A 17,423-nucleotide genomic window follows, 5' to 3' on the forward strand; every position below is an offset into this window, starting at 1 on the left:
CGCTGACATCACTCGGTCTCCCCGCGCTCGTCCGCCGCGCGCCGGGCTGCCGCCCCGGCGCCTTCGCAGCGTATGACACTCAGTGCCGCCCGTAAAGACACCAAGTACCATCCGTACGGCCCCGGGCCGCTCTCAGCCCTCCCGCAGCGCCGCTTCGACCTGCTGGATGACGCGCCACATGGGGGCGCCCTTGGCGGCGACCATGACCACGACCTCCTCGTCGCCCTGGTCCGGGGCCGTGGGCGCGGGGCGCGCGGCCGCCCCCTCGCCCCACACCCGCCGCACGAGGTCGAGGGCGTGGTCGACGGCCACCTCGGCGTCGCCCTCGCCGCCCGACCGCAGCCAGGCGCGCAGCCCGTTGTTGTGCGCGGCCACCACCGACGCCGCCACGACCTCGGCGCGCAGCGTGCCGTCCGCGGCGCCCGCCCAGCGTCCGGCGAGGTAACCGGCGAGGGTGCGCTCGTAGCGCCGTACGACGGAGAGCTCGTAGGTGCGCAGACCCGGCACCTCGCGAGTCAACCGGTAACGCTGGACGGAGAATTCGGGGTTCGCGGCGTACATCCGCAGGACGAGGCGCGCGGCCCCGCACACCACCTCGACGGCGTCGCGCTGCGGGCTCGCGGCGTCCAGGTAGGCGGTCATGTCGGCCAGGCAGCTCTCGTGGTCCGGGAAGACGGCGTCCTCCTTGGACGGGAAGTACCGGAAGAACGAGCGCCGCCCGACGCCGGCCCGCGCCACGATGTCGTCCACGGTCGTCCGCTCGTACCCGCGCTCGAGGAACAACTGGAACGCCGCCTCGGCCAGCACCTCCCGCATGGGTGCCTTCTTCTGTGACCCGTTGGCCTCGCGCGCCTCGCTCATGCCGGGAACGTAACACCGAGCGGGCTCATTTGGCACTACGTACCTTTACAGAGGGAACTGAGTGCCATACGTTGGCGCGTGTACGAGTCCCTCGTCACGAGTTCCTCGTCATGAGTCCCTCGTACGAGCCCTAGGATGTCCTGCGCGCGAGGAGAGCCGGCGTGAGCTTGAGGATCGTTGTCACCGTGAAGTACGTGCCCGACGCCACCGGCGACCGGCACTTCGCCGATGACCTGACCGTCGACCGTGACGACGTGGACGGGCTGCTCTCGGAGCTGGACGAGTACGCGGTGGAGCAGGCGCTGCAGATCTCGGAGAACTCCGATGACGACGTGGAGATCACCGTCCTGACCGTGGGTCCGGAGGACGCCAAGGACGCGCTGCGCAAGGCGCTGTCGATGGGTGCGGACAAGGCGATCCACGTGGAGGACGACGACCTGCACGGCACCGACGCGATCGGTACCTCGCTGGTGCTCGCCAAGGCGATCGAGAAGGCCGGGTACGACCTGGTGGTCTCCGGTATGGCCTCGACCGACGGCACGATGGGCATCATTCCGGCGCTGCTGGCCGAGCGGCTGGGTGTGCCGCAGGTGACGCTGCTGTCGGAGGTCGCGGTCGAGGACGGTGTCGTGAAGGGGCGCCGGGACGGGGACACCGCGTCCGAGCAGCTGGAGGCGTCGCTGCCCGCGGTGGTGTCGGTGACCGACCAGTCCGGTGAGGCCCGCTACCCCTCGTTCAAGGGGATCATGGCGGCGAAGAAGAAGCCGGTTCAGTCCTGGGACCTCTCCGACCTGGACATCGAGGCCGAGGAAGTCGGTCTGGAGGGTGCCTGGACCAGGGTCTCCGAAGCCTCCGAGCGTCCGGCGCGGACCGCGGGCACGATCGTGCAGGACGAGGGCGAGGGCGGCAAGCAGCTCGCCGAGTTCCTCGCAGGCCAGAAGTTCATCTGAGAAAGGTTTTGGGATCCATGGCTGAAGTTCTGGTCTACGTCGATCACGTGGACGGTGCCGTCCGCAAGCCCACCCTGGAGCTGCTGACGCTGGCCCGCCGGATCGGTGAGCCGGTCGCGGTGGCGCTGGGCAACGGCGCCGGTGACACCGCCGCCGCCCTCGCCGAGCACGGGGCGACCCGGGTGCTGACCCACGAGGCCGCCGAGTACGCCGACTACCTGGTGGTGCCGAAGGTCGAGGCGCTGCAGGCCGCCGTCGCCGCCCTCTCCCCGGCCGCCGTCCTGGTGCCGTCCTCGGCGGAGGGCAAGGAGGTCGCCGCCCGCCTCGCGCTGCGGATCAAGTCCGGTGTCATCACCGACGCCGTCGACCTGGAGGCCGGCGAGGAGGGCCCGGTGGCCACCCAGTCGGTGTTCGCCGCCTCCTACACCACCAAGTCCCGGATCTCCACCGGCACCCCGGTCATCACCGTCAAGCCCAACAGCGCCGCCGTCGAGGCGGCCCCGGCCGCCGGGGCGGTCGAGGCGTTGGAGGTGTCCTTCTCCGACGCCGCGAAGGGCACCAAGGTCACCGGCCGCACGCCGCGCGAGTCGACCGGGCGCCCGGAGCTGACCGAGGCCGCCATCGTGGTCTCCGGTGGCCGGGGTGTGAACGGCGCGGAGAACTTCGCGCTGATCGAGGCGCTCGCGGACGCCCTGGGCGCGGCGGTCGGCGCCTCCCGGGCGGCGGTGGACGCGGGCTGGTACCCGCACTCCAACCAGGTCGGCCAGACCGGCAAGAGTGTGTCGCCGCAGCTGTACATCGCCAACGGCATCTCCGGCGCCATCCAGCACCGGGCCGGCATGCAGACCTCGAAGACGATCGTCGCGGTGAACAAGGACGCCGAGGCCCCGATCTTCGACCTGGTCGACTACGGCGTCGTCGGCGACCTCTTCGACGTCGTCCCCCAGCTCACCGAGGAGGTCAAGGCCCGCAAGGGCTGACCCGCCCGCATCGCCCGCCGGGTGCTCCGTCAGAGGCGGCCGTGCACCCGGTGGGCCTCGACCAGTGCCGTACGGGCCGATTCGAGCCGGTGCGCCATCACCTCGGCGACCCCGTGGAGCAGGGTCATGCCCAGGGCCGGCTCCAGGTCGCACAGGCCGCGCACCGCCGCGCCGTCGAACCCGTAGGCGCGCACCGGGCTGAACGCCTCGGCGCCGAAGTCCCACTCGTAGGGCGGGAAGAGCCAGGACCAGCCGAGCAGGTCGCCCGGGCCGAGCGGGTCGATGGGCAGGGTGGTGCGGTCGGAGACCCGTACGTCGAGGGTGACCATGCCGGTCCTGATGATCCAGAACCGGTCGGCGTGGTCCCCCTCGTCGAAGATGCGGGAATCCTGGGGGAAGGAGACCTCCTGGGCCAGGGTCATCAGCCGGTCGCGGTAAGCACGCGGAAGCCGGTTCAGCAGTCGTGTACGAGCCGTCATGGCGCCACACCTCCACCGTCGTGTCTCTCCAGCGTACGTACGCCGCGCTCTTTGCCGAGGGGGCGGACCTTCGCCCGAAAAGGCTAGTTCTCTCCCCCGTTCGGCGCACCTGGACCATGTGGCGTAAGCGGAGAGCGATCCGCCGGTCACGCTCCTTATGTTTCCGGCATGGCGACATCTCTCCGTCTCGTGACGTCCGGGCTGCTCGCGGCGGTCACCGTGGGTGCCGTCGCCGGGCCCGCCCCGGCGCACGCCCCCGCTCCGGCACCGCCCGCCGTGCCGTCCCTGTCCGCGCTGTCCTGGGAGGTCATGGACGCGGACTCGGGCGAGGTCCTCGCGGCGAAGGCGCCGCACCGGCATCTGCCGCCCGCGAGCACGCTGAAGACGCTGTTCGCGGTGGCGCTGCTGCCGAAGCTGCGCCAGGACACCGTGCACCGGGCCACGTACCGGGACCTGGCCGGGGTCGCGGCGGGCAGCAGTCTGGTCGGTGTCGACGAGGGGGGCCGGTACACGGTCGCGGACCTGTGGCGCGGGGTGTTCCTCAGCTCCGGGAACGACGCCGTGCACACCCTGGCGCAAATGAACGGCGGGGTGGCGCGCACCCTCGCCGAGATGCAGGACACCGCGCGCAGGATCGGGGCCCGCGACACGCAGGTGCGGTCGCCGGACGGCTTCGACACACCGGGGCAGTACTCGTCCGCGCACGATCTGGCGCTCATCGCCAGGGAGGGGTTCAAGAGCCCGGACTTCCGGCGCTACATGGGCACCAAGTGGGCGCGGTTCCCGGCGTCCGGCGGGCCGAGGGCCTTCGGGATCCAGAACACCAACCGACTGCTCGTGGGGTCGCACGGGGTGACGCCCTACGCCGGGCTCATCGGCGTCAAGAACGGCTACACGTCACGGGCCGGGTGCACTCTGGTGAGCGCCGCGAGCCGCAAGGGCCGCACGATCCTGGTGACGGTGATGAATCCGCAGCAGGGGTCGTTCAACACGGTCTACGAGGAGAGCCGCACCCTGCTCGACTGGGGTTTCGCCACCGCGCCGCCGCGCCGTGCGCAAGGAGCGGGGCCGCAGCACGGCGCCGCGGCACGGGGCTTGGCGGATTCGGCTGTCGCCGCCGCCGCGCCCGCCGCCGCGCCACGGCCGTCCGACCCCGGCCCCGGGCTCACCCGGCACCTCGGCGCGGCGGGCGCGCTGCTCGCCCTGTGCTGCGTGCCCCTGCTCGTCCGCAAGCGGCTGCGGAGGCGGCGTCTCAGCGGTGGACGGTGACGTGCACGACCGGGGAGACGGCGCCGCCGCCGACGATGCGCAGGGAGTTGGGCCCGATCAGACCGAGCTTGACGCGCAGGTTGTAGGCGCCGCTGTGGTTGGTCGTCATGGTGATGGGGAGCGACACCCAGCGCTTGTCCTTGCCCTGCATCTGCTGCAACGTGACGCGGGTGCCCGCGCGCAGGTGCTGGGTGGTGCCGTAGACGCGGAACTGCTGCCACGCCCGTACGCTGCCGGTCGTCGCCTTCGCGGTGATCGACGGGTGCTCGGCCCGGACCGCCGGGGCGGACGGGGCGGTGAGCGCCTCGGCCGCGGGGCCGGCCAGGACCGCCAGGGCGGAGAGGCCGGCCACGGACGCGTACTTGATGCGATTCATGTGCTTCGACTCGCTGTTCTGTGCGGGGGTCACCGAGGTTGCGCAATTCCGGGGCGCCTGTTGGCGCGTTCGCAACATAGGCAAATCGGGAAGACCACCCGGTCAGCAACACGCGTGCCCGGCACATACCCGTCGCATGACGGTCGGGGCGTCCCTCGTTCGGCCCCACGACAGGCGGGCGGATGACGCGGGGCCGCCCGTACGGCCGCCGGTCAGACGCGGCCGCCGGTGAGCCGGGTCAGCGGGCCCTGGTTGCTGCGCTCCGCGCGGCGGCCGGCCGCGTAGGAGGCGACGGTCAGGGCGGTCGCTCCGGCCGTGGCGCCCGCCGCGACCAGCTTGCGGTTCTTCAGGACCGTCCACGCCGTGGTGGCGACGGAGGCCACCTGCGTGGCCGCGGTCGTCACGCCCTCGCGCGCCGTGTTCAGGGCGGCGCCCGTGTTCAGGGCGGCGCGGCCCGCGGTCTCGCCGGCGCCGGTCGCGGCGCGGGCGGCCCCGGAGCCCGCCGACTCGGCGGCGCGGCCCGCCTTGGCGCCGGCGGACTCCGCCTTCGCGGCGGTGCCGGACGCGGCCTTGGTCGCCGTCTTGGCGGCCGTCCTCGCCTTGTCCGTGGTGTTGTCGGTGCTCTTGTCGGTGTCGTTGCTGTCTCGTCGAGTAGCCATGGTCGACGGTTTGCCGCAATCCGCTCGCACAAACAGGCGACCGGGCACCGCGTCAATTCTCAGGCGCGGGCGAGGAGTTGAAGCGTGTCGACGACCCGGTTGGAGAAGCCCCACTCGTTGTCGTACCAGGCGACGACCTTGATGTGGCGGCCGTCGACACGGGTCAGCTCGGAGTCGAACACGGCCGAGGCGGGGTTGCCCGTGATGTCGGAGGAGACGAGCGCGTCCTCCGAGTACTCCAGGATTCCGGCCAACTCCCCCTGCGCGGCGGACCGGTAGGCGGCGAGCACGTCCTCGCGCGTCACGTCCCGCTCGACGGTCGTGTTCAGCTCGACGATCGAGCCGACGGGGACCGGCACGCGGATCGAGTCGCCGGACAGCTTGCCGTCGAGGTTCGGCAGGACGCGGCCGATCGCCTTGGCGGCGCCCGTGGTCGTCGGCGCGATGTTGACGGCGGCGGCGCGGGCCCGGCGGGCGTCGCGGTGCGGGCCGTCCTGGAGGTTCTGCTCCTGCGTATAGGCGTGCACCGTCGTCATGAACCCGTGCTCGATACCCGCGAGTTCGTCGAGGACGGCGGCGAGCGGGGCGAGCGCGTTGGTGGTGCAGGAGGCGTTCGAGACGACGGTGTGCAGCTCCGGGTCGTAGGCGCCCGTGTTGACACCGTACGCGAGCGTGACGTCGGCGCCGTCCGAGGGCGCCGAGACGAGCACCTTGCGCGCGCCCGCGTCAAGGTGGGCGCGGGCGGCCTTCGCCGAGGTGAAGCGGCCGGTCGACTCCAGGACGACGTCCACGTCCAGGGCCTTCCAGGGCAGGTGGGCGGGGTCGCGCTCGGCGAGCACCTTGATGCGTCGGCCGTCGACCACGAGGGTGTCGCCGTCGACGTCGACCGGGCGGCCGAGGCGCCCGGCCGTGGAGTCGAAGGCGAGCAGCCGCGCGAGGGCGGCGGGCTCGGTGAGGTCGTTGACGGCGACGACGTCGAGGCCGGTGTCCCGTTCGAGCAGCGCGCGCAGCACGTTGCGTCCGATGCGGCCGAACCCGTTGATGGCGATACGCGTCATGAGGTGGAGGTCCCTTCTCTCTTCGCCCTCGTGGCGCCTCAAGACTCGCGCGCGGCGGACGCCGCGGACAGCGGCACGATCGCCATGGTCCGCAAGTATCCCGCCAGCGGGTCACTCCCCCCGGGCGAACGTGCGGCGGTACTCGCTCGGCGTCGTCCCGAGGATGCGCTGGAAGTGCAGGCGCAGATTGGCGCCGGTGCCGAGCCCCACGTCGGCGGCGATCTGCTCGACGCCGCGCTGCGACCGTTCGAGCAGCTCACGGGCGACGTCGATCCGGGCCCGCATCACCCACTGCATGGGCGTGTAGCCGGTGTCCTCGACGAAGCGCCGCGAGAACGTGCGCGGCGAGACAGCCGCGTGCTCGGCGAGCGCCTCCAAGGTGAGGGGCTCGCCGAGCCGCCGCAGCGCCCACTCGCGGGTGGCGGCGAACCGCTCCCCCAGCGGTTCGGGCACGCTGCGCGGCACGTACTGGGCCTGGCCGCCGCTGCGGTAGGGGGCGGCGACCAGGCGCCGGGCGGCGTGGTTCGAGGCGGCCACGCCCAGGTCGCCGCGGAGAATGTGCAGACACAGGTCGATGCCGGAGGCGGCGCCGGCGGACGTCAGCACGGAGCCCTCGTCGACGAACAGGACGTTCTCGTCGACCCGCACCTGCGGGTGCCTCGCCGCGAGCGCCTTCGTGTAGTGCCAGTGCGTGGTGGCGCGCCTGCCGTCGAGCAGCCCGGTCGCGGCGAGCGTGAACGCCCCGGTGGAGATGGCGGCGAGCCGCGCACCCCGCGCGTGAGCCTCGCCCAGCGCCGCGACGACGGCGGCGGGCGGGTCGTCCCGGTCCGGGAACCGGTAGCCGGGCACGAACACGATGTCGGCCCATGCGAGGGCCTCAAGACCGTGCTCCACGACGTACGACAGCCCGTCCCCGCCCGTCACGGGCCCCGGCGCGGCCCCGCACACCCTTACCTCGTACGGCATGCTCGCCCGCGCCGTGAACACCTGCGCCGGAATCCCGACATCGAGCGGCTTGGCCCCTTCACTGACGAGAACGGCGACACGGTGCGGGCGGGGCGGACGAGGAGCGGGCACGGGGTCGAGGGTACGCGGGGGTGATCGTCACCGGGGCGCGGCACACCTCAACACACGTGCGTGTGCCGCCGCTTGTTCGTGACGGGTGGATATGCGCGGCCGCGATTGCTGAGTAAGGTCAAGAGGTCACCGTCCGGCTGTGGGGGCAGCCTGAGTCCGTCGGCGGTGATGTGCGCGGGGGAGGGTTTTCTACCTATGAGTCGTCCATGAGTCGTCGCTCCACCGGTGTCGTCGGTGTCTGGGCCGAGATGCAGCGGCAGCAGCAGCGCCAGTACGAGGCCGAAGCCAGGGCGCGCAGGCTGGAGGCGCAGCGGGCGCGCGCCCATCAGCGCAGGATCGCGCAGAGCCACCGGGAGTACCGGCAGGCGGAGGCCCACCGGCGCACGGAGGAGCTGGAGGCGCGGGTGGCGTCGTTGCGGGGGCTGCTCGCGGCCGGCTGCCTGGCGCCCGCGTTCCACGCGGATTCGCTGCTGCGCGCCGAGGAGATCGAGCCGTTCGCGCCGGGACCGCTCGCGCACCCCGTGCCGATGCCGGACCCGGCCCTCTATCAGGCGCAGAGCGGCTGGACGGCGAACCGGCGCGCGCAGGCGCAGGCCGAGGCGCGCGCACGCTACGACCATGATCTGCGGATGGCGCAGGCCGCCGAGGCCCGGCGGCGGCAGGACCTTGCGGCCTACCGCGAGCAGTACGAGGCGTGGGCCGGGGCCCGCCGCGACGAGGTGCGGCGGCACAACGCGGGGGTGGCGGCGGTCGTGGAGGGCGTCCGGCGCAGGGAGCCCGAGGCCGTCGTCGAGTACTTCTCCGCCGCGCTGTACTCCTCCACCGCCTGGCCGGACGGCTTCCCGCGCCGGGTCGCGGCGGCGTACGACGCGGCCGCGGGACAGTTGGTCCTGGACTGGGAGCTGCCGGGGTACGCGGTCGTCCCGGAGGCGAAGGCGGTGCGGTACGTCGCCTCCCTCGACCAGGACAAGGAGAGCCCGCGCCCGGTGACCCAGCGGCGGGCGCTGTACCGGGAGGTCGTCGCGCAGTGCGTGCTGCTCGCGCTGCACGACCTGTTCGCCGCCGACGGTCTCGGTGCCCTGGACTCGGTCGCGCTGAACGGGTTCGTCGACGACCACGACCCCGTGACCGGCCGGCCCGGGCAGATCGTGCTCGCGACGGTGATGGCCACGCGGGCGGCGTTCGAGGGCCTGCACCTCGCGCAGGTCGACCCCGTGAGCTGTCTGTCCGACGGTCTGCGCGGGCAGCTCTCGGCGCGCCCGGACCAGCTGACGGCCGTCCGGCCCGCGCGCCGGCCGGACGAGGTCGGCAACCGCGTGGTCAGCCATGGCGGCGACAGCGAACCAGACCTGTACACGATGGACCCGGTCGCCTTCGAGGGCCTCGTCGCCGAGCTGTTCCGGGCGATGGGCATGCAGGCGGTGACGACACAGCGGTCGAACGACGGGGGCGTGGACGTCGACGCGCTCGATCCCGCCCCGATCCGCGGCGGCAAGATAGTCGTCCAGGTGAAGCGGTACCGTGCCACGGTGCCGCCCACGGCGGTGCGCGATCTGTTCGGGACGGTGCAGGACGCCGGGGCCAACAAGGGCGTCCTCGTGACGACGTCGCGGTTCGGGCCGGGGTCCCACGCCTTCGCCAACGGGAAGCCGCTGGAGCTGATCTCCGGCGAGGAGTTGGTCGACCTGCTGCACCGGCACGGGCTGCGCGGCCGCCTCGGCCCCCGGGACGGCGCCGCGCCGGACGGGCCCACGACCGCCGCGCCGGAGCCGCGTCATCTGCCCGCCGACTACAACGTCCTGGGCATGTCCTGGTCGGGGGCGGTCGCCCTGGACATCTGCGCGCTGGTCTGCGCCGGCAACCGCGTCCTGAGCGACGACCACTTCGTCTTCTACAACAACCCGGGCACGCCGGACGGCTCGGTCCAGGAGATCGATCCTTCCGGCCGTGACAAGGCCGCCCTGCGGGTCTCCTTCGACGCTCTGCCGGACGCCGCCGACCGCCTCGCGCTCGTCGCGGCGATCGACCCGGAGGCCGACCCGCACGCCGACCTCTCCGGGTTCTCCGACGCCCGGATCCGCCTCCTCGATCCGCACCTCACCGAACTCGGCGAGCTGGACGTCTCCGACGGCCGCCCCGGCGAGACGGCCCTCGTCCTCGGCTCGTTCCGGCGCCGCCCCAACGGCGACTGGGACTTCGTCCTCGGCGGCAAGGGCTACCCGGGCGGCCTCGAGGAGCTGTTGCGGGACTACGGGATCGACGTGGACTGAGACGCGGGGCGCTGCCGTCGCCGGGTCAGATGTCGTTCAACCGGCGTTTGTCCTGCTCGTCCCAAGTGCGGGTGTCGCGCGGCTCGACGTACGGTTCCGCCTCCGGCGGGTGGCCGCCCGCGACCGCCCGTTGCCGGGCCGTCTCCGCGTCGAACTCCAGGCCCAGCAGGATGGCCAGGTTGGTGACCCAGAGCCAGATCAGGAAGACGATGACGCCGGCCATCGTCCCGTAGGTCTTGTTGTACGAGGCGAAGTTGGCGACGTAGAAGGCGAACGCGGCGGAGGCGACCATCCAGACGAGGAGGGCGAGCACGCTGCCCGGTGTGATCCACCGGAACCCCTTGACCTTGGCGTTCGGGGTGGCCCAGTAGAGGATCGCGATCATGATCGTGACCAGGACGACCAGGACCGGCCACTTGGCGATCGACCAGACCGTCAGCGCGGTGTCGCCGACGCCCAGCATGTCCCCCGCCCGCCGGGCCAGACCGCCGGTGAACACCACGATCAGGGCGCTGGCCACGGCCAGGATCATCAGGACCACGGTCACACCCACGCGGACCGGCAGGACCTTCCACACGGGGCGGCCCTCCGGCATGTCGTAGACCGCGTTGGCGGAGCGGATGAACGCCGCCACGTAGCCCGAGGCCGACCACACCGCGAGGAGCAGGCTGACGATGGCGACGACGGAGCCGGTGCCCGCGTTGCCCTGCAACTGCTGCACCGCCTGCGTGATGATGTCGCGGACCGAGCCGGGCGCGAGTTGCCGCAGGTTGTCGAGGACCTTGTCGGTGGTGGACTTGCCGGAGATGCCGAGGAGGGAGACCAGGACCAGGAGCGCGGGGAACAGCGACAGCACCCCGTAGTAGGTCAGCGCGGCGGCCCGGTCGGTGAGCTCGTCGTCCTTGAACTCGCTCAGGCTGCCTTTGAACACCGCCTTCCAGGACCGCTTGGGCAGGTCGGTGGGGGTGTCGGGGGCGCGCCGCTCGACCTGCTCGGACGGGCCGAAGCCTTCCGCGCCGGCTTGCGCGCCGCTGTGCTCGTCATGTTCGTCACCGAGATCAGTTCGCTTGCCCATGCACTGCGGGTAACCAGTTCGGCCGTGAACACGCCCGCCGTTCGGGTGACGCCGGACTCAGGACGACGCCGCGACGCCGCCGCCGATCGCGATGAACAGCCAGCCGGTGAGCTGTTCCCAGCGGCGGCGTACGGCGGGGCGGGCGAGGAGGGCGCGCAGCCGCGCGGCGAGGGCCACCAGGACGCCCCAGTAGACGAGGCCGACGGCGATGTCGAGGGTGCCGAGGAAGAGGATCTGCCGGGTCGTGGAGCCTTCGCCGTGCACGAACTGCGGCAGGACGCTGAGGAAGAAGAGCGCCGCCTTCGGGTTGAGCACGTTGGTCAGGAAGCCCTCGGCGAACCCCGAACGCCGACGGGGGCGCGCGGGGCGGCTCGGGCGGGGCTCCGCGCTCTTGCGCGCGCTGAGCAGCGCCCGTACGCCGAGGTAGATCAGGTAGGCCGCGCCGAGGAGCTTGATGGTCTGGAAGACCATGGCCGAGCGGGCCGCGATCACCGACAGGCCGACGACCGCGGCGCCCATGTGCACGCAGAGCCCGCTCTGCGCGCCGAGCGCCGCCGCCCGCCCCTTGGCGGAGTTCTCGGCGGCGCACCGCACGACGACGAGGAAGTCGGGGCCCGGCACGAGATAGGCCACCAGGACCACGCCGAGGAAGCCCAGCAGATCCACCGACATCATGCGGTCTCCTCAGCGCGGCAGCAGGGGGCCCAGCGGCCCGAGGTCGATGTTGAGGTCCTCGGGTTTCAGGTCGTAGCGCTCGCGCAGCTCCTCCATCCGGTCCTCGAGCAGCATCAGGGTAAGACCGATGCGGTCCTCCTGCTCCTCGGACAGGTCCCCGGTGTCGAAGCGGCGCAGCGCCTGGCGCTCCATCAGCTGCCGCAGCAGCTCCACGATGGTCAGGACCAGCTTCATCAGGTCCCGTTCGACGGTGTCGGGCTCGATCTGGATGCGCCCGCGCGTCTTCTCCACGGGCGCCTGGCTGTCGTCGTGCGCGCTCACAGCATGTCCTCGAACGGGGATGGCACGTTCTCGTTCACCGAGCTGATCAGTGCGTTCAGGTCGATGCGCACCAGGTCGACGTCGGCGATGCGCAGGGTGATGTCGCCCGCGAGGACCACTCCCCCGGCGAGCAGCCGGTCGAGGAGGTCGACGAGGGCGACCTCGCGTCGTTCGATGACGGTCATGACGCACCTCCGGCCGTGGGCTCCGCCGGGTCCTCGCGCTCCTCGGGCGGGGTGGAGAAGGAGTACGCGGCCCAGGGCCCGGTCAACTCCACCCGCAGCCCCGGTTGCTCGTCCTTGGTCGCGTCGACGAGTTCGACGAACGCCTCCGACTCGGCGCGGGGCACCAGGTAGGCGCCGTTGAGGACGTTGCGCCCCGAGGTCTTGGCGAGTTCCGGGTTCTGGGGCGGGTGGACCCGGGTCTCCACGCTGCGCTCCGCGAGCCGGTCGTGCAGTTCCTGGGCGAAGGTCTCCGCCTTCCGCCAGATCTGGTCGCGGCCCTCGCGTTCGGCGCGGCGGCGGCGCAGGTAGTCACGGCCGGAACCGGCGCCGAGCGCCTGCGCGGAGATGCGCTCGCGGGGCCCGGTCCCGCTGTCGGCGGGCGCGGGGCTCTCCTTCGGCTGGTCCTCGACGAAGACCTTGACGCCCCACTCGACCCGGTCCCGGATGCGCTCCAGCGACGTACGGAAGCGCTCCTGCTCCGTCTCCAGCATGGCGCGCACCCCGCTGTCGTCGCGGAAGACGGTCGCGAGGCGCAGCGGCAGCGGGCTGGTGACCGAGGCGAGCGCGGCGATGACCGCCTGGTGGGCACGGGCGGTGTCGGCGAGCCAGTCGAGGTTCTCCAGGTTGCGCCGCAGCGCGGTCTCGGAGAACTCCTCGGCCGGCACATGGCCGACCACGGCGGTCAGCCCCGCGTGCCGCAGCAAGCGCGGCGCGGCCCCGCCGACGCCGGACAGGTCCGCCGCCAACGGGGCTTCGAGAGCGCCGCACACCGCGTAGACGTACCGCAGTTCACTCATCGCGCGGCTCCTCCTGTGGCTCCTTGTGCTCGTCGTGCTCCGTGTGCCCGGACGACCGCGCCGTGTCGAGCGCGCCGGACGCGCTGCCGCCCTCCAGGGCGGCGAGGCGCTCCCGCAACTCGGCGTTCTCGCGGGCCAGTTCCTTGCGGCGGGCGCCGGACGACAGGGCCGGGTCGTCCTCCCACCAGTCGATGCCCATCTCCTTCGCCTTGTCGATGGAGGCGACGATCAGCCGCAGCTTGATCGTGAGCAGCTCGATGTCGAGCAGGTTGATGCGGATGTCACCCGCGATCACGATGCCCTTGTCGAGCACCCGCTCCAGGATGTCGGCCAGATTGGCCCCCGAACTCCCCCCGCCGAGGGGGGAGTCGGGGAACCTGCTCGCGGTAGTCATCAACGGCTCCGGGCTGCTGCGTGCTCACGCCGGCCGGACTCCTCGTCGGCACCGGGCTCCTCGTCGGCCGGCTCGTCCTCGTCGAGGTACTCGGCCTCCTCCTCCGGCTCCTCGTCGGCGTACTCGGCCTCGTCCTCCGGGGCCTCGTCCGCGTACTCGGCGTCCTCGTCGGTGTACTCGCCGTCGTCGGCCTCGCCGTCCTCGTCCGCGGGCTCGTCCTCGTCGAGGTACTCGCCGTCCTCGGCCTCCTCCTCGGGCTCCTCGTCCGCGTACTCGGCCTCGTCCTCCGGAGCCTCGTCCTCGGGCTCGGAGTCCTCGGGCTCGGCGTCGTCGTCGTACTCGTCCTCGGCCTGCTCGTCGGCGTGCTCGTCGTCCTGCTCGTCGTCCTCGGGGCGCTCGTCCTCGGACCGGTCGTCGTCGGACTGGTCCCGGGAGTTCTCCTCCTCCTCGGCCGCCACCGCGTCCTCGTGGCTGCGGACGACCTCGCCGTCGCGGATCTCACCGCGCCAGCCGTCCGTCGCCTCGCCCTTGAGGGTGATGAAGCGCGCGAAGTTCTTCAGGTCGAGGCGGGCGCGGCGGCCCTGGGCGCGCCAGATGTTGCCCGTCTTCTCGAAGAGGCCCTTCGGGTAGTACTCGATGATCAGCAGGACCCGGGTGAGGTTCGGGCCCAGCTCGTGGAAGGTGACGACGCCCTTCGTGGTGCCCTTGGCCCCCTCGGAGCTCCAGCTGATGCGCTGGTCCGGCACCTGTTCGGTGGTGTGCGCCTTCCAGCTCCGGCTCGACCAGAAGATCTTCATCTGCCAGTCGGACGTCACGTCGTCCGCGCGGTTCGCGTTCTTGACGCCGCGCGCGAAGGTCGAGAACTCCTGGTACTGGGTCCACTGGTCGTAGGCGGTGCGCAGGTCGACGCCGACGTCGATGCTCTCCAGGATGACGGTCGGCTTCTGTCCGCCGCCGGACTTGGACTTGCCCTTGCCGCCCTTGCCGAAGACGCCCTTCACCCCTTCGACCACGTTGTCCTTGAGGTGTCCGGCGCCGGTCTCGACGGCCGTGCGCAGGGGGCCCTTGCCCTCGGCGAGCTTGCGGCCGCCGTTGAGCGCCATCTTGGTGAAGCCGGGGCTGTTGCCGTCGGCTATGTCGTTGAGCTTGCTCGTGGTCTGGCCGAGCTTGCGGCCGACTCCGGTCAGCAGGTGGGTCGCCTTGGCGGCGAGGTACTCCTGCGCCTCGGCCTTCAGGCGGTCGGCCGCCTCGCTGTGGGCGAGGTCCTTGATCGGGTTCGCCTTGGACTGCTCAGCCATTGCTGCGGCCCCCCTTCGCGGCGGTGCGCGAGGAGCGGCGGGCGGTCCCGGCGCTCTTCTTGGCGCCGGAGGAGCCGGTGGCGCCGGACGCCTTGGACCCGGCCGTCTTCTTCGCGGTCTTCTTGGCGGCCGTGCCGCGCGTCCGGGCGCCCTGCTCCGACGTGCGGCGCGTGGAGGAGCCGGAGGAGGCCGACTTCTTGGCGGGGGCGCGCTTGCGGGGCGCCGGGCGCTCCTCGTCCTGTTCGGGCGCGTCCTGCTCGTCCCGGTCGTCCCGCGCGTCGCGGTCCTCGTCGTCCCGGTCCTCGCTGTCGTCCCGGTCGTCGGCGCCGTCGTCGGCGTCGCGCGCCTCGTCACGGCCGCCGTCACCGCCCTGGAGGCGGTCGCGGACGCCGGCCGTGCTGCTGTGCAGCCGGTTGGCCAGGCCCTCCATCTGCCGTTCGAGGATGGCTCCGGTGGCGGCCTTGCCGACGCCTCGGAAGTCGTCACGCAACTGTCCGCCGAGCTCCTGGAACTGAGGGTTCTTGTCCAACTGGGTGCGGACCATGTCCATGACGGCCTTGGGACTGAGCTGCAGCTTCTTACCGGCGACCATGGTGCCGACGGCGAAGGCCAGCTTCATCTTCTTGGTACGTCCAAGGACGTACCCCGCGCCTACCGCGAGGCCGACTGCTGTTCGGTTCATGGTGGGTGTCCGTTCCTGCACGTAAGGCTTCACGCGCCTAGAGGTGACGCCTTGGGGTGTTCCGGCGTCACGCGCCTGTCTGTCTGTTCCGACTGGCCTCGAGCCGGTCGAGGAGTTCGTCCTCCATCCGGTCGAACGTCTCCTCGTCGATCTCGCCCGCGTCCAACTGCTTTTCGAGGGCGGCCAGTTGGGCCTGGATGGCCGAGGGGTCGTAGTACTCGTTCTCCGCCTGCGCCACCACCTGGTCGAGGACCCACATGGAGCCCCGTACGGGTGCCAGCGGCAGCAGGAGCACCTCGCTCAGCAGCCCCATGGGGGTCTCACCCCGAGGTGACGGAGGTGGCGGGCGTCTCCTCCACGAAGCTGTAGGGCGGCAGCGGCCCGTTGACCCGGAAGACGAGGTGGGGCGAGGACTGCCGGATCTCCTCGATGGCGCCGAGGAGGCGCTCGGAGGAGCCGCGGTCCACGAGGAAGGAGAGGTTGGTGATCCAGCCCGTGGACTCGGGGCCCTCGCTGACCGCGTCGGCCTGCGGTTCGAGCGTCGCGCGGACCATCGCGCCGTCCTGTGCCTCGCGCGCCTGCACCGCCTTCGCGACGGCCTCGCCGAGCTGCAGCTTGTCCTCGTGGCTGCCGCCGCCGGCGTCGCGGTTGCGCAGGGCCAGGGCGCGTACGTCGTCGTTCTCCGCCATGACGGTGCGCAGCACGGCCTCTTCCTCGTGCTGGACCTTGACGTTGTACTCGACGCGGTCGCGCAGCGCGGCGAGCCGCTCCTTGTAGTGCGAGACCCGGTCCTCCAGGGCGGCGGCGACCGCGGCGTCGTCCTCGGCGACGCTGCCGAAGCGCATGGGCAGGACGGTGCCCCCGCCGCCCGCCTCGGACAGGACGTTCTGGTGGGCGAGCAGGTCGCGCCGCTTGGGCCGGAGGTTGTCGGGCGCGTCGCTGACGATCGCGGCCAGGCCGCCGCCCTTGACGATCCGGACGGTCAGCGCCGGGGACCCGATGCCCTCCATGCCCTCCGGCAGGCTCGGGTGGTCGGCGTCGGCGATGCCGTAGACGTACGTGCTCACTCCTGCTCCTCCTTACGGCGGCTCGACGAGGTGCGGCGCCGGCTCGGGCTCTTGCTCTCCTCGCGGGCCTGCGAGAACGCGTCGGAAATGGTTTCGGCGGCACCGGACAGCGCGCCCTTGGTCTTGCCGCGCGCGCCGGACTCCACGGTGTCGCCCATGATGTCCGTGAGGCCCGAGGGCTTCTTGCTGCCGGTCTCCAGGTCGAGGCGGTTGCACGCCTCGGCGAAGCGCAGATACGTGTCCACGCTGGCGACCACGACACGGATGTCGATCTTCAGGATCTCGATGCCGACCAGCGAGACGCGGACGAACGCGTCGATCACCAGGCCGCGGTCGAGCACCAGCTCGAGGACGTCGTAGAGACCACTGGTGCCGCCGCCTCCGCCGCCCTGTTGGGTCGTTGCGACTGTCATGTGCGATTCCTCCCTGTCGTTCGCTTCCGGGGTGCCGGCCGGTCAGCGGCGGTCGTCGGAGCGGCCGCGCTCGTAGCGCCTGATGCGCCGGTAGCCGGTGAGGATCCCCTCGTGATCCAGGGCGACCTCATAGGTGGCGAGCAGGCTCATCGTGTCGGGCACCCTGGACAGTTCCAGGACCTCGACCTCGAGGAGCCAGCCGTCGTCGGTGGCGCGGAACGAGGCCACCGAGTCGACCTCCTTGCCGGTCAGCTCCGTGAGCTGCTCGCGCGCCTCGCGCAGCGCCTCCGTCGGCCGCAGGCGCTTGGGGCGCTGGGGGCGTTCGGGGGCGGCACGCTTGCGCGTCCGTGTCCCGGTCCCCGTGCTCTTCTTGGCGGTTTCCCTGGAAGTGTCGTCGGATTCGTCGTTCGAAGATTTCGAAGTATCTGATGTGTTCGTCATAGCGATCTCCACCCCGCGTGCCCGCGAATCCCTGGCCAAACCTTCACAGTTCGCTCG

General features: G+C 71.8%; 22 protein-coding genes. 4 read left to right on the plus strand and 18 right to left on the minus strand.

Annotated elements, in window-relative coordinates:
• Positions 1-132: 132 nt before the first annotated feature.
• Positions 133-861, minus strand: a complete 729-nt coding sequence (locus ABZ877_RS32570; RefSeq protein ID WP_361078690.1) for a TetR family transcriptional regulator — start codon at positions 859-861, stop codon at positions 133-135.
• Positions 862-1,022: 161 nt separating this feature from the next.
• Here ABZ877_RS32570 and ABZ877_RS32575 point away from each other — a divergent pair, with 161 nt between their 5' ends.
• Together ABZ877_RS32575 and ABZ877_RS32580 are read left to right on the plus strand one after the other, a co-directional pair.
• Positions 1,023-1,811: an electron transfer flavoprotein subunit beta/FixA family protein gene (locus ABZ877_RS32575; protein WP_361078693.1), complete on the plus strand. Its 789-nt coding sequence runs from the start codon at positions 1,023-1,025 to the stop codon at positions 1,809-1,811.
• Positions 1,812-1,828: 17 nt separating this feature from the next.
• Positions 1,829-2,791 (plus strand): electron transfer flavoprotein subunit alpha/FixB family protein, encoded by a 963-nt coding sequence (locus tag ABZ877_RS32580; protein WP_361078695.1) that lies wholly within the window; start codon positions 1,829-1,831, stop codon positions 2,789-2,791.
• A gap of 29 nt (positions 2,792-2,820) precedes the next feature.
• Here ABZ877_RS32580 and ABZ877_RS32585 read toward each other — a convergent pair whose 3' ends face one another.
• Complete coding sequence (locus tag ABZ877_RS32585; protein ID WP_361078698.1) at positions 2,821-3,270, minus strand: cyclic nucleotide-binding domain-containing protein; 450 nt, start codon at positions 3,268-3,270, stop codon at positions 2,821-2,823.
• A gap of 168 nt (positions 3,271-3,438) precedes the next feature.
• Between ABZ877_RS32585 and ABZ877_RS32590 the strand changes: the two genes are divergently transcribed.
• The gene (locus ABZ877_RS32590; RefSeq protein WP_361078701.1) at positions 3,439-4,539 is read left to right on the plus strand and encodes a serine hydrolase; all 1,101 of its coding nucleotides are present in this window, start codon (positions 3,439-3,441) and stop codon (positions 4,537-4,539) included.
• Here ABZ877_RS32590 and ABZ877_RS32595 read toward each other — a convergent pair.
• From ABZ877_RS32595 to ABZ877_RS32610, 4 genes are all read right to left on the minus strand, one after another.
• Complete coding sequence (locus ABZ877_RS32595; RefSeq protein ID WP_361078704.1) at positions 4,523-4,915, minus strand: hypothetical protein; 393 nt, start codon at positions 4,913-4,915, stop codon at positions 4,523-4,525. The genes ABZ877_RS32590 and ABZ877_RS32595 overlap by 17 nt on opposite strands.
• 212 nt (positions 4,916-5,127) lie before the next feature.
• On the minus strand, positions 5,128-5,574 hold the full coding sequence (locus ABZ877_RS32600) for a hypothetical protein (RefSeq protein WP_361078707.1): 447 nt from the start codon (positions 5,572-5,574) through the stop codon (positions 5,128-5,130).
• 59 nt (positions 5,575-5,633) lie between these two features.
• Entirely contained in the window at positions 5,634-6,632 is a 999-nt protein-coding gene (gap, locus tag ABZ877_RS32605) for a type I glyceraldehyde-3-phosphate dehydrogenase (protein ID WP_361078710.1), read from the minus strand.
• Positions 6,633-6,743: 111 nt separating this feature from the next.
• Positions 6,744-7,709 (minus strand): DJ-1/PfpI family protein, encoded by a 966-nt coding sequence (locus ABZ877_RS32610; RefSeq protein ID WP_361078713.1) that lies wholly within the window; start codon positions 7,707-7,709, stop codon positions 6,744-6,746.
• Between the two features lie 206 nt (positions 7,710-7,915).
• On the opposite strand from ABZ877_RS32610, the gene ABZ877_RS32615 reads away from it, so the two are divergent.
• On the plus strand, positions 7,916-9,979 hold the full coding sequence (locus ABZ877_RS32615; RefSeq protein ID WP_361078716.1) for a restriction endonuclease: 2,064 nt from the start codon (positions 7,916-7,918) through the stop codon (positions 9,977-9,979).
• Between the two features lie 25 nt (positions 9,980-10,004).
• Here the strand turns inward: ABZ877_RS32615 and ABZ877_RS32620 are convergent, their stop codons facing one another.
• From ABZ877_RS32620 to ABZ877_RS32675, 12 genes are all read right to left on the minus strand, one after another.
• Entirely contained in the window at positions 10,005-11,054 is a 1,050-nt protein-coding gene (locus tag ABZ877_RS32620) for a YihY/virulence factor BrkB family protein (RefSeq protein ID WP_361078719.1), read from the minus strand.
• A 57-nt stretch (positions 11,055-11,111) separates the two neighbouring features.
• The gene (locus tag ABZ877_RS32625; protein ID WP_361078722.1) at positions 11,112-11,729 is read right to left on the minus strand and encodes a LysE family translocator; all 618 of its coding nucleotides are present in this window, start codon (positions 11,727-11,729) and stop codon (positions 11,112-11,114) included.
• A 9-nt stretch (positions 11,730-11,738) separates the two neighbouring features.
• Entirely contained in the window at positions 11,739-12,050 is a 312-nt protein-coding gene (locus tag ABZ877_RS32630; RefSeq protein WP_361078725.1) for a gas vesicle protein K, read from the minus strand.
• Positions 12,047-12,235 (minus strand): gas vesicle protein, encoded by a 189-nt coding sequence (locus tag ABZ877_RS32635; protein WP_361078728.1) that lies wholly within the window; start codon positions 12,233-12,235, stop codon positions 12,047-12,049. Before ABZ877_RS32635 ends, ABZ877_RS32630 begins: the two co-directional genes overlap by 4 nt.
• Positions 12,232-13,071 carry a GvpL/GvpF family gas vesicle protein gene (locus tag ABZ877_RS32640; protein WP_361078731.1) on the minus strand — a complete coding sequence of 280 codons (840 nt, stop codon included), beginning with the start codon at positions 13,069-13,071 and terminating at the stop codon, positions 12,232-12,234. Before ABZ877_RS32640 ends, ABZ877_RS32635 begins: the two co-directional genes overlap by 4 nt.
• A complete protein-coding gene (gene gvpJ / locus ABZ877_RS32645; RefSeq protein WP_361078733.1) occupies positions 13,064-13,465 on the minus strand; it encodes a gas vesicle protein GvpJ in 402 nt (133 codons plus the stop codon). Before gvpJ ends, ABZ877_RS32640 begins: the two co-directional genes overlap by 8 nt.
• A complete protein-coding gene (locus ABZ877_RS32650) occupies positions 13,465-14,763 on the minus strand; it encodes an SRPBCC family protein (protein WP_361078736.1) in 1,299 nt (432 codons plus the stop codon). The genes gvpJ and ABZ877_RS32650 overlap by 1 nt, the downstream gene beginning before the upstream one ends.
• Positions 14,756-15,445 carry a DNA primase gene (locus ABZ877_RS32655; RefSeq protein ID WP_361078739.1) on the minus strand — a complete coding sequence of 230 codons (690 nt, stop codon included), beginning with the start codon at positions 15,443-15,445 and terminating at the stop codon, positions 14,756-14,758. Before ABZ877_RS32655 ends, ABZ877_RS32650 begins: the two co-directional genes overlap by 8 nt.
• 67 nt (positions 15,446-15,512) lie before the next feature.
• Positions 15,513-15,758 carry a gas vesicle protein GvpG gene (locus tag ABZ877_RS32660; protein ID WP_361078742.1) on the minus strand — a complete coding sequence of 82 codons (246 nt, stop codon included), beginning with the start codon at positions 15,756-15,758 and terminating at the stop codon, positions 15,513-15,515.
• A gap of 7 nt (positions 15,759-15,765) precedes the next feature.
• Complete coding sequence (locus ABZ877_RS32665; RefSeq protein WP_361078745.1) at positions 15,766-16,512, minus strand: GvpL/GvpF family gas vesicle protein; 747 nt, start codon at positions 16,510-16,512, stop codon at positions 15,766-15,768.
• A complete protein-coding gene (locus ABZ877_RS32670; protein ID WP_361078748.1) occupies positions 16,509-16,925 on the minus strand; it encodes a gas vesicle structural protein GvpA in 417 nt (138 codons plus the stop codon). Before ABZ877_RS32670 ends, ABZ877_RS32665 begins: the two co-directional genes overlap by 4 nt.
• 42 nt (positions 16,926-16,967) lie before the next feature.
• Entirely contained in the window at positions 16,968-17,366 is a 399-nt protein-coding gene (locus ABZ877_RS32675; protein WP_361078750.1) for a gas vesicle protein, read from the minus strand.
• Positions 17,367-17,423 lie beyond the last annotated feature (57 nt).

Source organism: Streptomyces sp. NPDC046939 (assembly GCF_040644575.1).
GTDB lineage: Bacteria > Actinomycetota > Actinomycetes > Streptomycetales > Streptomycetaceae > Streptomyces.

Excerpts from the sequence above, each read along its gene's own strand:
- ABZ877_RS32570 (WP_361078690.1), bottom strand. The coding sequence starts at position 861 with ATGAGCGAGGCGCGCGAGGCCAACGGGTCACAGAAGAAGGCACCCATG.
- ABZ877_RS32580 (WP_361078695.1), top strand. The coding sequence starts at position 1,829 with ATGGCTGAAGTTCTGGTCTACGTCGATCACGTGGACGGTGCCGTCCGC.
- ABZ877_RS32585 (WP_361078698.1), bottom strand. The coding sequence starts at position 3,270 with ATGACGGCTCGTACACGACTGCTGAACCGGCTTCCGCGTGCTTACCGC.
- ABZ877_RS32590 (WP_361078701.1), top strand. The coding sequence starts at position 3,439 with ATGGCGACATCTCTCCGTCTCGTGACGTCCGGGCTGCTCGCGGCGGTC.
- ABZ877_RS32595 (WP_361078704.1), bottom strand. The coding sequence starts at position 4,915 with ATGAATCGCATCAAGTACGCGTCCGTGGCCGGCCTCTCCGCCCTGGCG.
- ABZ877_RS32600 (WP_361078707.1), bottom strand. The coding sequence starts at position 5,574 with ATGGCTACTCGACGAGACAGCAACGACACCGACAAGAGCACCGACAAC.
- gap (WP_361078710.1), bottom strand. The coding sequence starts at position 6,632 with ATGACGCGTATCGCCATCAACGGGTTCGGCCGCATCGGACGCAACGTG.
- ABZ877_RS32615 (WP_361078716.1), top strand. The coding sequence starts at position 7,916 with ATGAGTCGTCGCTCCACCGGTGTCGTCGGTGTCTGGGCCGAGATGCAG.
- ABZ877_RS32620 (WP_361078719.1), bottom strand. The coding sequence starts at position 11,054 with ATGGGCAAGCGAACTGATCTCGGTGACGAACATGACGAGCACAGCGGC.
- ABZ877_RS32625 (WP_361078722.1), bottom strand. The coding sequence starts at position 11,729 with ATGATGTCGGTGGATCTGCTGGGCTTCCTCGGCGTGGTCCTGGTGGCC.
- ABZ877_RS32635 (WP_361078728.1), bottom strand. The coding sequence starts at position 12,235 with ATGACCGTCATCGAACGACGCGAGGTCGCCCTCGTCGACCTCCTCGAC.
- ABZ877_RS32640 (WP_361078731.1), bottom strand. The coding sequence starts at position 13,071 with ATGAGTGAACTGCGGTACGTCTACGCGGTGTGCGGCGCTCTCGAAGCC.
- gvpJ (WP_361078733.1), bottom strand. The coding sequence starts at position 13,465 with ATGACTACCGCGAGCAGGTTCCCCGACTCCCCCCTCGGCGGGGGGAGT.
- ABZ877_RS32650 (WP_361078736.1), bottom strand. The coding sequence starts at position 14,763 with ATGGCTGAGCAGTCCAAGGCGAACCCGATCAAGGACCTCGCCCACAGC.
- ABZ877_RS32655 (WP_361078739.1), bottom strand. The coding sequence starts at position 15,445 with ATGAACCGAACAGCAGTCGGCCTCGCGGTAGGCGCGGGGTACGTCCTT.
- ABZ877_RS32660 (WP_361078742.1), bottom strand. The coding sequence starts at position 15,758 with ATGGGGCTGCTGAGCGAGGTGCTCCTGCTGCCGCTGGCACCCGTACGG.
- ABZ877_RS32670 (WP_361078748.1), bottom strand. The coding sequence starts at position 16,925 with ATGACAGTCGCAACGACCCAACAGGGCGGCGGAGGCGGCGGCACCAGT.
- ABZ877_RS32675 (WP_361078750.1), bottom strand. The coding sequence starts at position 17,366 with ATGACGAACACATCAGATACTTCGAAATCTTCGAACGACGAATCCGAC.